This window comes from Alkalihalobacillus sp. NPDC127517, from assembly GCF_050276055.1.
Classification (GTDB): Bacteria; Bacillota; Bacilli; order Bacillales; family Bacillaceae_D; genus Alkalicoccobacillus.
Genome location: NZ_JBNNQX010000014.1, coordinates 1 through 13,791, shown reverse-complemented (window position 1 = coordinate 13,791; position 13,791 = coordinate 1). Strand labels below are relative to the sequence as shown.

The following is a 13,791-nucleotide window of genomic DNA, read 5'->3' as shown; positions in this document are numbered from 1 at the left end:
CGTATTAAAGGTAACAAAACAAGATGGAGGGATTACATGAATGAGCTATTGAATGGAATACCGTGGGGAGCAATTGTACCAATCATCGTTTTACAATTTGTATTGATGGTCATTGCACTCGTGTCATGTAGTAAGGATGCGAACACAAATGGACCCAAGTGGATATGGGTTTTAGTTATTATCTTTGTTAACCTTATCGGTCCCGTTCTTTATTTCGTTATTGGAAGGAGAGCAGAGTAATGGAATTAATGAGAATAAGAGATCTGACAAAAAGGTTTGGACGTATGGATGCGGTGAAAGGCATTGATTTTGAACTGCAAGAAGGCAATTGTGTCTCTTTACTTGGTCCAAACGGGGCAGGGAAAACAACAACGTTAAAAATGCTATCAGGACTGCTCGCGCCAACAGCAGGCAACATCACCTTCAAAGGTGACAAGGTTTCTGACTTAAGACCGTTTATTGGCTATTTGCCTCAGTATCCTACGTTTTTTCCATGGATGACTGGTAAGGAATTTTTAGTATTTGCAGGTCAGTTAGCTAAGTTGAACCGGAAAGAAGCAGAAAGGAGAAGTGCTGAGTTACTTGAACGAGTTGGACTCACTCATGCAATGAAACGAAGGATTGGTGGGTATTCGGGAGGAATGAAGCAGCGACTTGGTTTAGCACAAGCGCTAATTCATCGGCCAAGCTTACTCATCTTAGACGAACCTGTTTCAGCACTTGATCCACTTGGGAGGCGTGAGGTGTTGGACATGATGAGAGAGATTAAAAAGGATACAACCATCCTATTTTCCACTCATGTTCTTCATGATGCAGAAGAAATAAGCGATCATATTCTAATCATGCATGATGGAGACATTGCAGTATCAGGAGAATTACGTGAGGTCATGAATTCGCACCGGCAGCCAATGATCGAAGTCGAGTTTGAATCTCAAGAATCCGAATGGCTAACAAGTATTGAGGAATATAGCTTTGTGTCTGAGGTGAATAGCCAGGGAAACACAGCGACCATTCTCTTGAACGATCTAATAAAAGGAAAACAGATTTTACTAAAAGAGATTGTGGAGCGAAATCTTCCTGTTCGTAAATTCGAAACAGCTCACACGACACTAGAAGACCTGTTTATGAAAGTGGTGAAGGCATGAGGCAAGGGATCGTTCTTTACCAAAAAGAAATGCTTGAGATGGTACGCAATTATAAGATGATTTGGATCCCCATTGTTTTTATCTTACTTGGTGTGATGCAGCCAATCAGTTCGTATTTCATGCCTGAGCTGTTAGATACCTTTGGGGGACTACCGGAGGGAACGGTTCTTCGGATGCCGACCCCCACTGGTGCAGAGGTGTTTATCCAAGTTGTATCAAATTATGGCCTGCTTGGGGTGCTCATTCTTGTCTTAAGTGCGATGGGTGTGGTTTCTGCGGAAAAACAGTCGGGAGCTGCAGCGATGGTTATGATCAAACCCGTCTCCTATACAGCCTACATCTTGTCTAAGTGGGCAGGGTTAATCACGATTACGTTGGTCTCATTAATGATTGGATCGATTGCCTCCTGGTATTATACAAATCTCCTGATAGGAACAGTTCCTTTTGATCGGATGGCTCAAAGTGTCCTAATCTATAGTCTATGGCTTGTTTTTGTTGTAACCCTTACACTCTTTTTTAGTACAGTCATGAAAGGGAACGGCAGTGTGGCGTTCTTAACGATTCTGGTTGTCTTTACCCTGTCAGCACTCACTTCGTTTATGGGGGAAAAGATGAGCTGGAGTCCGGCTGCAATGACAGAGCACTCAGGAAAGATTCTATTAGTGGGAGAATTAGGATCCACGTTTATCCCCGCTCTTCTAGTTACGCTGATCGTTATGATCCTCATTCTATTCTTATCCGTGCAATTCTTTAAGAAAAAAGAGCTATTACAATAAAAGTGTCGATTAATTTAGCTTTTACCCACTAAATGGGTAGGAGCTTTTTTGTTTGCAGATTGGCATAACCCTTTATATATTTTGGAAAAGTAGTAAGGAGTCTAAAAGCCCTACCTTAAGCGCAGCAAGCGACGGCTTTAGAAAAACGTCACTAAAATGACCGTTGCAACGGTCAGAAAACAAGGAAGCGTTTTCTTCGGAGTCCATTATGATGAATACAAGGGAGGCGTGACTGTGAGTACTAAAGATAATCGCGAACAAGATCTCATTTTGTTCCTGTCCAAAAGCCAGGGTTACGTTACCTCAGAGGAGCTTGTAGCAGCACTCGATGTTTCTCAGAAAACCGTGTATCGGTTGATCAAGAAAATTAATGATGAATATCGGGATCACCCTTTAATCCGATCAGAGAGAGGGAGAGGATATACACTCGATTATGAGACATTCATCAATTATAAGAAAAGCAATACCAACTATAGAGGCAACCAGATCACTCCCAGTGAGCGTCGCAGTCGTGTAATGGAGGAGTTGTTGCTTTCTTCACCTAAGCCAATTCCAATCTATGATTTGTTTAGTGATTATTATATCGGGGATTCCGTCATTTCAAATGACGAACAAGTGATGAGTGAAGAGCTTAAAGCATTTAATGTGACGCTTGAACGGAAAGACCGGAAGCTCGCTGTGCTAGGCGAGGAAGCAGATATTCGAAAAGCCATTAAGCAGACGAATCCAATCTTCCATACGATTGACCTGGATGATCTGAAGAGCAATGAGGAACTTCATTTTAATAAGTATGATGTGTTGTTTATCTTAGGGCAGCTGAGAACAATTGAAAAGGAATTGGACATTACGATCCCTTATCCGTATAACGTGAACATTTTCTCTCATGTGTACATCTTGCTGAGTCGATCAAGAAAGGCCCCAGCCTTATTCTTTAGTGACAAGGTGTCTGTGATCGAGAAAGACAACATGAAAAAGGATGCCATTCTTTATCCGGTAGCAAGAGACGTTGTTCACAACATTGAGATCTACTTAAACAGCTCTTTACCAGAGATTGAGATCTACTTTTTGTATCAATATCTCGTTTCCTCAAGGATGCAGGGCTCGCTCGCCATTACCTCAACCTTTTCACCAAATGTTGTAGAGGTGACGCAAGCTTACATTGATGGAATGAGTGCGTATCTTGGAATCGACATTGAGAGCCAGTCCATTTTTGTTGATCTGGCTAACCATATCAAACCGATGCTGAATCGATTGGATTACAAGATACGAGTGAAAAATGGCTTGTTAAGTCAAATTAAAGTGACGTATGAAGATGTATTTAAAGGAGTAACAGATGTATCAGCATCTGTTAGCAGGCGGTTTGGATTACCTGAGATTAATGAAGATGAGAATGCATTTATCACTCTTTACTTTGCAAAAGTGATAGTCACGGGTCAACATCAACGCCCCATTAAAACACTGATTATGTGTACAACCGGAATCGGAACGTCGGAGCTGTTAAAAGCAAAGGTGGCCAGGAAGTTTCCGGAGCTCGACATTGTTGGACTTGTTGGTTCTCACGACATGCAACTGGTAAAGGACACGTATCCGAATGCTGAATTAATTCTGAGTACCATTCGAATCAAAGAGGAAGTGCCGATTCACCAGCTACTTGTTAGTGCGATGTTTACGTTTGATGATCAGAAGCGACTTCAAAGTAAGATTGAGGCGATCTACCATGAGTCGTAATCTTCCCATTCGCACATACGTCGATTGTACGTTGAATAATCGTGGCGAGGTCTTTAGCTTTATTGCTGATCTTGTAAGTGAGACATCCACTGGTGTCGAACAGATTATTAAGCAGTTAGAACAAAGAGAAGAGCTTGGTAGCACGATGATTGCGGAACATGTTTTGCTTCCACACATTGAAAGTTCATACGTGAGGCAGAGTGAAATTATGTTTATCCGCTTAGCTGAGCCAATCCAGAATTGGGACGAGACAACAAAAGACATTCAGTTACTGATTGTCATCTCCCTTGCCGAAAATGAAAGCGTTCAAGTAAAAAAAGACATCGCGAGGTTCACTCGGACCTTGGCCGATGAAGAGTTTGTTCAACAACTCATAACTATGAGCGAGCAGGACATTCTAAAGACAGTTAACCAAAACTAGGAGGAATACATCATGAAAATCGTTGGAGTAGCAGCTTGTACAGTAGGGATTGCACACACATATATCGCACAGGAGAAATTAGAGAACGCAGGTAAAAAGGCGGGGCACGAGATTCACATTGAAACCCAAGGAACAATTGGAACAGAAAATGAATTATCGCAGGAACAAATTGATGCAGCCGATATCGTTATTATTGCAGCAGACGTGAAGATTGCAGGCAAAGAACGCTTTGAAGGAAAACGCATGATTGAAGTAACGACTGAAATTGCAGTGAAATCACCAAACAAGCTAATTGCAAAAGCCGCTGAGGTTATCGAACAGAAATAATCATTGTGAATGGGAGTGGGAGACATGCAAGTAAAAGATATTGTCGATGTAAATACGATTAAAACAGACCTAGATGTAAAAACAAAGGATGAAGCGATACGATCACTTGCGGAGGTTCTTTTAAAAAATAACTATATCACTGATGTGGATGAATTTCTAAAGGACATTTACGAGAGAGAAGCGCAAGGGCAGACTGGGATTGGAAACTATATTGCCATTCCTCACGGAAACAGCGCAACAGTGAAAAAGATTGGTGTTGCGATTGGTATTACAAATGAAGAAATACCGTGGGAAACACTTGATGGTAAAGGGGTAAAAGGAATTATCTTATTCGCTGTTGGCAAAGAGAATGAAGGGGCGCAAACGCATCTTAAGTTACTATCCCTGTTTGCACGAAAGTTAGGAAACGATGAAGTGATTGAGGCGATGCTTCAGTCAAACAATGCAGAAGACGTGCAAGCGGCTTTATGCAACTAACATCTAAGTAGCGACCTAGGAGGATAGATTATGGGCCTTATGAAACAGTTAAATCTTAAAGGGCATTTATTGACAGCGATTTCTTATTTAATACCAATCGTTTGTGGAGCTGGTTTCCTTATCGCCATCGGTATGGCATTTGGAGGAACGAGCCAGGGTGAATTAGTTCAAGGACAATTTTCAATTTGGGATGCCCTAGCAACAATGGGTGGGGCCGGACTCGGTCTATTGCCTGTTGTTATCGCTACAGGGATTTCCTACTCCATTGCTGGAAAGCCGGGTATCGCTCCAGGTTTTATCGTTGGTCTTACGGCTAACGCAATCGGTGCCGGTTTCATCGGAGGAATTTTAGGCGGGTATATTGCCGGGTTCTTAGCACTCGCCGTGTTAAAACGAGTAATTGTTCCGAAATGGGCAAAAGGCTTAATGCCAACCCTAATTGTTCCATTCATCACATCCATCCTTGGTGGATTAATCATGGTTTACATTATTGGTGTACCAATTACAGCTCTTACTAGTTTATTGACCGGTGCTCTAAATAGTCTTGGTTCCTCATCCTTACTTGTATTTGGTGGGATTGTCGGGATTTTAAGTGGAGTAGACTTTGGTGGTCCAATTAACAAAACAGTATTTGCTTTTGTTCTGACCATGCAGGCGGAAGGCATCAACGGCCCGATCACAGCCTTGCAGCTCGTGAATACGGCGACACCAATTGGATTTGGACTCGCATACTTTTTAGCTAAAGTCTTTGGTAAAAACATCTACACACCAATGGAAAGAGAAACGTTAAAGTCTGCGGTGCCAATGGGTGTTGTGAATATCGTTGAAGGGGTTATCCCAATTGTTATGAATGACATCGTTCGTTGTGTGATCGCCGTTGCAATTGGTGGTGCAGCGGGTGGAGCTACTTCCATGGTACTTGGAGCCGATGCGACCGTACCATTTGGAGGCGTATTGATGCTACCAACCATGTCACAGCCTTGGACCGGTGCTGTAGCAATCCTAGTGAACGTTGTCGTAACAGGTGTTGCCCTAGCGCTTATTAAGAAGAACGTATCTCAAGAAGAGATGGATACACCGAAAGAAGTGGAAGAAGACGATATCGATTTTGATGACATCAAGATTACCTGATACGGATTTTTAGGAGGCTACACCAGATGAAAAAAGTTGAATTTTCCCCATCACTCATGACCATGGATTTAGATAAATTTAAAGAACAAATTACGTTTTTGAATGACCATGTGGATTCGTACCATATTGATATTATGGACGGTCATTATGTTCCGAATATCACGCTATCCCCCTGGTTTATTGAAGAAGTACGAAAAATAAGCAGATTGCCTATGTCCGCGCACCTTATGGTAACGGACCCGAGCTTCTGGGTGAACCAGCTAGTTGATCTGAAATGTGAGTGGATCTGCATGCACGCAGAAGTATTAGATGGTCTTGCGTTCCGTTTGATTGACCAGATCCATGATGCAGGTCTAAAAGCAGGAATCGTTTTAAATCCAGAAACGCCGATTGAAACGATTTTCCCTTACATTGAGCTCGTTGATAAAGTTACCATCATGACCGTAGATCCTGGATTTGCTGGTCAACGTTTTATCGAAAGCACACTTGATAAGATTGTTGCTTTGCGTGAATTACGTGAAGAAAAAGACTATCAGTATGTGATCGAGATGGATGGCTCCTCAAACCGCAAGTCATTTAAGAAAATTGATGCAGCAGGACCTGACATTTATATCGTTGGACGCAGTGGATTATTCGGATTAGATGACTCCATTGAAAAATCATGGGGAATCATGAAGAAGGATTATGAAGAAACAACAGGAAAAGCGTTAGTGTAAGGCAAAGTGGTATAGCCGCTCCGGGAGAATCCCTCCCTTTCCACGGGTACGGCCTCAGCCCCTTCCGCGGGAAAAGCGCCGCTACAGTGTCTTCACCACGCACTGTTTCCGTAGGAGTGTCGGGTTCTCCCTTCGCTAGTTTGATAAACAAACAACAGATGATTCAGCAATTGAATCATCTGTTGTTTTTGTTTTGTTTTATCAATAAAAATATATCAATTATCATAAAATGTTTATTGATAATCGATAAATGGCATGATACATTCTTAACAGATCTAATTGAACGAGGTGGATACGTTATGAAACGCGAGACTTTATTTTTAAAAATAGCGATCTTTGTGATTGGGAGTCCGATTCTTGCACTTTGTCTGTTTTGGGTGCCTGGTATCATTGGGGAGAACTCCATCATTCATCATGATTTGAGTTTGTGGAGAGCGCCAATGATGATTGGACTGTACGTCACAGCCATCGCTTTTTTTATCGCATTGTATCAGGCTTTTACGCTTTTACGGTTAATTGATAAGGAAGAAGCATTTTCAGAGGAATCGGTGGGTGCCTTGCGGGTCATTATGATCTGTGCCATAACGATCAGTGTGTTTTACGTTCTGGTCTCGCCACTGCTATATGCAATGGCGCAGCTTGAGGATGCACCTGGACTGCTGGCAATTGGATTGGTCATTTTATTTGCATCCACTGTCATTGCAGGGTTCGCCGCTGTGCTCAAAAAGCTTCTGCATCAAGCAATCGAGATCAAATCAGAAAATGACTTAACGGTTTGAGGTGAACAACATGGCAATTATTATTCATATTGATGTGATGCTCGCTAAGCGAAAGATGAGCGTAACAGAGCTAACGGAAAAGGTCGGTATTACAATGGCTAATCTGTCCGTCCTGAAAAACGGCAAAGCGAAAGCAATCAGATTCTCTACACTTGAAGCCATTTGTGAGGCGCTTGATTGTCAGCCAGGGGATATTCTTGAATATAAGAGTGACAAATAAACCTGTGGAGGAGAGGACAGGATGAACGCAACCTTTCAAAAGGTCGAGACTCAGATGCTAAAAGGTACACTTCAGCTCACCCGTTTTGGTTTTGAACAAGCGATGTCCTGTTTGTTTCCTGTTGTGATCTTTGCATCTCTTGCCTTAACACAAGTCATTCCGCTTCCATTTTTGCCTCGCTACGACTGGTTGCTTCTGATTTGTTTAGGGATGCAATGGTGGATGGTGCGAAGTGGGCTTGAAACCATGGATGAACTGAAGGTTATTACATTATTTCATCTGATTGGCCTAGCTCTAGAAGTATTTAAGGTACACATGGGCTCCTGGGCTTACCCGGAGGAAGGATTCTTTAAAGTGTTTGGTGTTCCTCTCTACAGTGGCTTTATGTACGCGAGTGTCGCGAGTTATCTTTGTCAGGCGTGGAGAAGACACGATATCCAATTAATGAACTGGCCGAAGTTCTGGCTGGTTGTTCCGCTTGCTGCGGGTATTTATTTTAACTTTTTTACACATCATTTTTGGATAGATTTGCGCTGGTGGTTATCCGGATGTGTTGTCATTCTGTTCTGGAAATCTTGGGTTACATATAAGGTAGGAGATTCCATCTACAAGATGCCGATCTCGTTATCCTTTGTCTTGATTGGTTTCTTTATCTGGGTCGCAGAGAATATTGCCACCTTTTTTGGCGCCTGGCAATATCCAAACCAAGCAGATATGTGGAGTTTAGTCCATCTTGGCAAAATCAGTTCGTGGTTATTATTAGTCATCGTCAGCTTTCTAATCGTAGCGACTTTAAAGCTCGTTAAACAAAAACAACCAGAATAAAACTGGAATGATTTCCTCTGCATGTGAAAAACCAACCCATCAAATACTAAATGTATGAGAGGGGTTATAAACAGTGGAGATTATCACAACATTGGCAGATAAACGGCGTGAGAAACGCTGGAACTTTGAACGGAAGCTCCTTCAAGAGATCTCATTGAAGGAAATTGAAAAACAATTTCACGAAACATTTGCTAGTCTCATTCCAACTGAGCATTCTAAAAGACCATTTTTAATTGATCCAAGCCTGGATATAGGCATTGATTCGTACTTACTTGGTGCAAACTATAGCCGTTTTCTTCAATATGGAGAAAGTGAACAACAAGCAAAGTCCCGCGCGGAAGATGAATTAACGGATCTGTCCTTTGATATGTTCAACCTGTTAACGTGCTGGGTGCACCAGGGTGAGAGACATGGGGATGCATTAGGGATTGCAAGTGATGTCTACGTGGATTCGTTATGGCAGCGCGGCTTTCATGCAGGGATGAAGCGCTATCGTTTAAAATTACATTAATTCCTTTGAACTCATGCTCATAATTTGATTCTTGTCCCAATATACTTTTACGGAACGGGACAAGGAGGATGAGGCATGCAGGTAAAGTGGATGAAAGTGATTATTGGATCGTTGTTCGCAGCGGCCCTCTTTTATATGATACAGGATCAGCTTCAAAGTGATCGTTCTATTGGATGGCATATGCCCCTATCACAGAGAGTTATTGTGATTGATGCAGGTCATGGTGGAATGGACGGTGGAGCTGTATCTGAATCAGGATTACTCGAGAAAGAAGCCACACTTGAGATTGCCAAAAAGGTTCGTGACTATTTGCAGGAAGCTGGGGCCATTGTTCTCTTAACGAGGGAAGAGGATACAGACTTAGCAGACGAAGGAACGAAAAAAATTCGGACACGAAAGACTGAGGACTTAAAACGTAGAGTAGAGATCGTAAATGAATCAGATGCGGACTTATTTATCAGCATTCACATGAACGCGATTCCTTCTCCTAAATGGAGAGGCGCGCAGACGTTTTATCATTTATCTAACCCACAAAATCAAGTGGTTGCGAAGCTCATCCAGGATGAGCTAGTGCGAAATCTTGAAAATACAAACCGAATAGCCAAGCCGATTCAGCATGTCTACTTGTTGAAGGAAGCAGAAGTTCCAGGCGCACTAGTTGAAGCCGGATTCCTGTCAAACCCGGAGGAAGCTGAACTTCTAAACACAGAGGAATATCAGGAAAGTGTGGCAGCATCCATTTACCAAGGAATTCTGCGTTACTATTCTGGTGAGGAAGCCCCGAAATAGAGAGCCAAATTGGTTTAAGCCACTTTGGCTTCTATGCTATACTGTGTCTAGAGACAGGTATTAGGAGAGGGGATCAATCATGTTAACAGAATCAGCAATTATGGAAGCGCTAAACCGCGTGAGAGATCGCGATCTGAATAAAAGCATTGTTGAAACAGGCGGCGTTAAAGAAGTCACGATAAAAGAAAATAATGTCAGTTTGAAAATTGCCTTAGCTCGAACAGGAACATCGGACCAGATGGAGATCCAGCAAGAGGTTGTCGGAATCCTAAAAGGAGAGGGCGCAGATTCTGTTGGCTTGCGATTTACTGAACTAACGGAAGAGGAAATCCAGGCACAGGGCGGATTTGGTGAAGAGGCGTTTGAAGGCCCAGCTTTGCTTTCACCTGGTAGTAAAACGACGTTCATTTCCGTAACAAGTGGAAAAGGCGGAGTTGGAAAATCAACCGTTTCTGTTAACTTAGCTGTGTCCCTTACTCGTCTAGGGAAGAAAGTCGGCATTATTGATGCGGACATCTATGGCTTTAGTGTGCCCGACATGATGGGAATTGAAGAGCGTCCCGTTGTACATAACGAACGTATTTTCCCGGTTGAACGATTTGGCGTTAAGGTCATCTCGATGGGATTCTTTGTAGAAGATAATGCTCCAGTCATTTGGCGTGGACCAATGCTTGGGAAAATGATCAACCAATTCTTTAGCGAGGTTGAATGGGGAGAACTCGATTATCTCATTATGGACTTACCACCAGGTACAGGGGATGTAGCTCTTGACTTGCATACAATGATTCCACAATCAAAAGAGATTCTTGTCACGACTCCTCATGCTACAGCTGCGTTTGTTGCAGCGCGTGCTGGAACGATGGCGATTAAGACAAACCATCAAATCTTTGGTGTCGTTGAAAATATGGCATACTTTGAAAGCCAGACAACAGGTGAAAGAGAATATGTCTTTGGCCGTGGTGGGGGAACAAGACTTGCTGAAGAACTAAAAACTGAGGTTCTTGGGCATGTACCACTTGGACAACCGGACATTGATGAGAATGATTTTGCCCCATCAATCTATGGACCGGAGCATCCAATTGGAATTATCTATACTGAGATTGCTAAAAAGGTATTAGACAAGCCGCTGCGTTAATAGGAAAAGCAACAAAATCGCTAATGATTTTGTTGCTTTTTTATTATCCTTTTGACTCATTATTGCCTTCTTTTTCGGATGCTTTATTTTCTTCAGCAATCTTTTTAAGCATTTCATTCAGCTTTTCTTGAAAATAAGGACTATCAAAATTCTCCTGCATCACGGTATTCAATTGCTCACGATATTCCTTTGTTTTCATTAGTTCTAAGCTCGCTTTTTCCATTTCAGGATCTTTTAATATATCAATGAGCATCGTTTGGTACTCAGGATCTTTCATAAGAGCTTTAAGTATTTTCTCGTTTTCTTGCTGCATGCTTTGGGCGAAGGTTTTAGCAAACTCAGGATCCTTCAAGATCTCCTGCCAGTACTTTCTTCCTTCTTCTGACGTTAATGTATCCTGGATCGTTTTTTTGACCATGTCCTGATCCATGACAAATTCCTCGCGCATATCTTCTTCTGTCATTAACTCATGAATCGCTTCTTTTCCTTCATCGGTTTTAAGCATATCCACCATCATTTTTTTCGTTCCATCATAGCTGGGTTGTGATCCTTCACTATTTTGTTGGGCGCAGCCAGAAAAAAGTAGAAGGATACCAAGTCCAAGCGCCATGTATCGTATTCTCATCACACATATCTCTCCCTTTTAGGATCTACTATGCTTAATGTGAGGAAAAACAAAAAAGATTATGCATTGGTTCCGGATTAGATGTGGAAACAATCAAAGGTCGTTGGTACAATTAAAGGAGAGGAGCAACATAGACATTGGGGGATATCGAGTGAATAGCCGTAAAGTTGTTTTTTTATTTTGGAGTACACTGCTAGTTGGAAGTTTAACCGGAGGTATTGTTGGTAGTATCTTAAACGCCGATCGCTTACTTGGCGGAGGATTTGCGAACTTCTTTTGGGGAGCAGTCTGGGCTATTGGAATCAGTGCAGCCTTTAGTTTAATTTCACAAATGGGGTTCTTTGCATATTTAACCTTACATCGATTTGGACTCGGTATTTTTAAATCAGTCCGTTTATGGAACCGGATTCAAATGATTGTTATTGCATTTGTTGTTTTTGATTTATTTTATTTGCGTTATGCAGCCTTTGCGGAAGCCGGGGAAAGTATATGGTCCTATATGATCATTCCAGTCCTGCTTCTTCTATATGGAATGGCCATTGCCGCACTGAAAGCAAAGGCGACAAACCGCCAAGCGTTTATCCCTGCACTATTTTTTATCGTTGTGGTCACAACCATTGAGTGGGTACCTGCACTCACGGCAAACGATCCGAAGTGGTTATGGATTTATTTCACGCCGCTTCTTGCAGCAAATACATGGCAGCTATTGATCTTGCATCGACTGACTGGGACAGACCAAAAAGCATAAGGAGTTAACAGATAAGCCCGCTTCCCCGTGTGAAATTGGAGAAGCGGGCTTTTTATTATTCTACTTCTTCACTATCAGGCTCTGCACCAGTCATTAAGGTTTCAACGGAGGAGAAAGTGAATCCGCTGTTTCTTAGCCCTTTAATAATATCCGGTAGCGCATTCTCCGTTTGTTTTGCAGAATCCGAAGCATGGAGGAGAATCACATCACCAGCTTCTGTTTCTTCTAAGACATTTTTAATGATTTGATCTGTTCCCGGGTTTTGATAATCCTTAGAATCTACACTCCAATGAATAATGCTTAACCCCTGCTTATCTGCAATACCTAATACCTCTTGATTAAATGCTCCATTCGGAGGACGAAGAAGAACCGGTCTTTCCTCAGCGAATTCAGTTAACACTTGCTGACCTCTCTGAATGTCCTGACTTACCTTTGTCGCATCCCATGTATCATAGCTTTTGTATTGGTAGCCATGATTTCCGATCGTATAACCGCTCTCATGAATGCTGCTAGCAAGCTCCGGATAGCGTTCTGCCCAAGAAGCAGAGAGGAAGAAGGTAGCTTCTTCTACCTTTTCATTTTTAAGTGTCTCAAGTATAGGAAGGAGTCGTTCCTCCCCCCAACTAACATTAAACGTTAGAGCGACGTTCTTTTCATCTGTTTCTGATTTGTAAAAAGCTTGTGGTCCGTTGTCTGTTGTAAAGACACTCATGGTGTGTCGTTCTAGATAAATCCAACCAGCTGCAAAAAAAGCAGCGACTAATATAATAGATAAAGACTTCCACTTTCTCGCTTGAATAACCCAGATTCCCCTCACCAACCTCGCTCCTTCTCGTCGTTTATACTCAATTTATGCGGAGCGGGACAAGATATGAATAAAAAGCGAAGAAATAGAAAAGACTGAATGCTATTGTGTAAGAAGTTATGTCAATGGGTGAGGTGCTGTTTTATGCTGGGTGTTGTATTGCAGAGTAAGGAAGCTCAAGAAGTTGAATACTTACTAAAGAGAGAGATGGAAGAAATTCTATTAGATCTATCAGATCCTCGGATTGATGATATCGTCAAACATGTGATGAGAGAAAAGTACCAGCTCATCTATGGTTTATATAAACGGTTTGTCTCACCAAAAGACCGTATTAAATATGCATTAGCCATTGCTGAACGAAAATAATAATATGTTTTTAAAATAATTTTTTGAAAAAACATTGACGGTTTTAATCGGACCGTGTTATATTCTTAACTACCGCCACTGAGACACACATTGTTGGCAAAAACATTTCGAAAAAAGATGTTGACTTTCAAAGTGAGTTGCGGTAAAGTATTAAAGGTCGCCACAAGCGATCACAAGTTCTTTGAAAACTGAACAAAAGCCAAGCGTACGAAGAGATACACGATATCTCATAAGTATAAAAAAGTCGTAGTGTAAGCTACGCAATTG

19 protein-coding genes are annotated in these 13,791 nt (G+C 41.9%); 17 read left to right on the top strand and 2 right to left on the bottom strand.

The annotated features are described in order from the left end of the window. Window positions 1-36 precede the first annotated feature (36 nt). From ACQKKO_RS17445 to salA, 15 genes are all read left to right on the top strand, one after another. The gene (locus ACQKKO_RS17445; protein ID WP_498649460.1) at window positions 37-240 is read left to right on the top strand and encodes a PLD nuclease N-terminal domain-containing protein; all 204 of its coding nucleotides are present in this window, start codon (window positions 37-39) and stop codon (window positions 238-240) included. Continuing rightward, complete coding sequence (locus ACQKKO_RS17440; protein WP_498649458.1) at window positions 240-1,145, top strand: ABC transporter ATP-binding protein; 906 nt, start codon at window positions 240-242, stop codon at window positions 1,143-1,145. Before ACQKKO_RS17445 ends, ACQKKO_RS17440 begins: the two co-directional genes overlap by 1 nt. After that, window positions 1,142-1,921 (top strand): ABC transporter permease, encoded by a 780-nt coding sequence (locus ACQKKO_RS17435; RefSeq protein ID WP_498649456.1) that lies wholly within the window; start codon window positions 1,142-1,144, stop codon window positions 1,919-1,921. The genes ACQKKO_RS17440 and ACQKKO_RS17435 overlap by 4 nt, the downstream gene beginning before the upstream one ends. 234 nt (window positions 1,922-2,155) lie before the next feature. After that, window positions 2,156-3,649, top strand: coding sequence for a BglG family transcription antiterminator (locus tag ACQKKO_RS17430; protein ID WP_498649454.1), 1,494 nt, complete (start codon window positions 2,156-2,158; stop codon window positions 3,647-3,649). Further along, the gene (locus tag ACQKKO_RS17425) at window positions 3,639-4,070 is read left to right on the top strand and encodes a PTS sugar transporter subunit IIA (protein ID WP_498649452.1); all 432 of its coding nucleotides are present in this window, start codon (window positions 3,639-3,641) and stop codon (window positions 4,068-4,070) included. Before ACQKKO_RS17430 ends, ACQKKO_RS17425 begins: the two co-directional genes overlap by 11 nt. Before the next feature lie 12 nt (window positions 4,071-4,082). Beyond that, the gene (locus ACQKKO_RS17420; protein WP_203090927.1) at window positions 4,083-4,397 is read left to right on the top strand and encodes a PTS fructose transporter subunit IIB; all 315 of its coding nucleotides are present in this window, start codon (window positions 4,083-4,085) and stop codon (window positions 4,395-4,397) included. A gap of 24 nt (window positions 4,398-4,421) precedes the next feature. After that, window positions 4,422-4,874 carry a PTS sugar transporter subunit IIA gene (locus ACQKKO_RS17415; protein ID WP_498649450.1) on the top strand — a complete coding sequence of 151 codons (453 nt, stop codon included), beginning with the start codon at window positions 4,422-4,424 and terminating at the stop codon, window positions 4,872-4,874. 30 nt (window positions 4,875-4,904) lie between these two features. Then, window positions 4,905-6,005: a PTS fructose transporter subunit IIC gene (locus ACQKKO_RS17410; RefSeq protein ID WP_498649449.1), complete on the top strand. Its 1,101-nt coding sequence runs from the start codon at window positions 4,905-4,907 to the stop codon at window positions 6,003-6,005. A gap of 26 nt (window positions 6,006-6,031) precedes the next feature. After that, complete coding sequence (gene alsE / locus ACQKKO_RS17405) at window positions 6,032-6,721, top strand: D-allulose 6-phosphate 3-epimerase (protein WP_498649447.1); 690 nt, start codon at window positions 6,032-6,034, stop codon at window positions 6,719-6,721. A gap of 299 nt (window positions 6,722-7,020) precedes the next feature. Beyond that, window positions 7,021-7,500, top strand: coding sequence for a DUF2975 domain-containing protein (locus ACQKKO_RS17400; protein WP_498649444.1), 480 nt, complete (start codon window positions 7,021-7,023; stop codon window positions 7,498-7,500). 10 nt (window positions 7,501-7,510) lie between these two features. After that, window positions 7,511-7,720 carry a helix-turn-helix domain-containing protein gene (locus tag ACQKKO_RS17395; protein WP_479828332.1) on the top strand — a complete coding sequence of 70 codons (210 nt, stop codon included), beginning with the start codon at window positions 7,511-7,513 and terminating at the stop codon, window positions 7,718-7,720. Window positions 7,721-7,741: 21 nt separating this feature from the next. After that, the gene (locus ACQKKO_RS17390) at window positions 7,742-8,545 is read left to right on the top strand and encodes a DUF817 domain-containing protein (RefSeq protein ID WP_498649441.1); all 804 of its coding nucleotides are present in this window, start codon (window positions 7,742-7,744) and stop codon (window positions 8,543-8,545) included. 73 nt (window positions 8,546-8,618) lie between these two features. Further along, window positions 8,619-9,056 carry a DUF2521 family protein gene (locus ACQKKO_RS17385; protein WP_498649440.1) on the top strand — a complete coding sequence of 146 codons (438 nt, stop codon included), beginning with the start codon at window positions 8,619-8,621 and terminating at the stop codon, window positions 9,054-9,056. A 75-nt stretch (window positions 9,057-9,131) separates the two neighbouring features. Next, a complete protein-coding gene (gene cwlD, locus ACQKKO_RS17380) occupies window positions 9,132-9,845 on the top strand; it encodes an N-acetylmuramoyl-L-alanine amidase CwlD (RefSeq protein WP_498649438.1) in 714 nt (237 codons plus the stop codon). Window positions 9,846-9,924: 79 nt separating this feature from the next. Further along, complete coding sequence (salA, locus tag ACQKKO_RS17375; RefSeq protein WP_498649436.1) at window positions 9,925-10,980, top strand: iron-sulfur carrier protein/transcriptional regulator SalA; 1,056 nt, start codon at window positions 9,925-9,927, stop codon at window positions 10,978-10,980. A 43-nt stretch (window positions 10,981-11,023) separates the two neighbouring features. Here the strand turns inward: salA and gerD are convergent, their stop codons facing one another. Continuing rightward, a complete protein-coding gene (gerD, locus tag ACQKKO_RS17370) occupies window positions 11,024-11,605 on the bottom strand; it encodes a spore germination lipoprotein GerD (RefSeq protein ID WP_498649557.1) in 582 nt (193 codons plus the stop codon). A gap of 151 nt (window positions 11,606-11,756) precedes the next feature. Between gerD and ACQKKO_RS17365 the strand changes: the two genes are divergently transcribed. Beyond that, window positions 11,757-12,353, top strand: coding sequence for a KinB-signaling pathway activation protein (locus ACQKKO_RS17365; RefSeq protein WP_498649434.1), 597 nt, complete (start codon window positions 11,757-11,759; stop codon window positions 12,351-12,353). Window positions 12,354-12,408: 55 nt separating this feature from the next. Here ACQKKO_RS17365 and pdaB read toward each other — a convergent pair whose 3' ends face one another. After that, the gene (gene pdaB / locus ACQKKO_RS17360; RefSeq protein WP_498649431.1) at window positions 12,409-13,170 is read right to left on the bottom strand and encodes a polysaccharide deacetylase family sporulation protein PdaB; all 762 of its coding nucleotides are present in this window, start codon (window positions 13,168-13,170) and stop codon (window positions 12,409-12,411) included. Between the two features lie 132 nt (window positions 13,171-13,302). On the opposite strand from pdaB, the gene ACQKKO_RS17355 reads away from it, so the two are divergent. After that, window positions 13,303-13,524 (top strand): hypothetical protein, encoded by a 222-nt coding sequence (locus ACQKKO_RS17355; RefSeq protein WP_203090943.1) that lies wholly within the window; start codon window positions 13,303-13,305, stop codon window positions 13,522-13,524. Window positions 13,525-13,791: the final 267 nt, after the last annotated feature.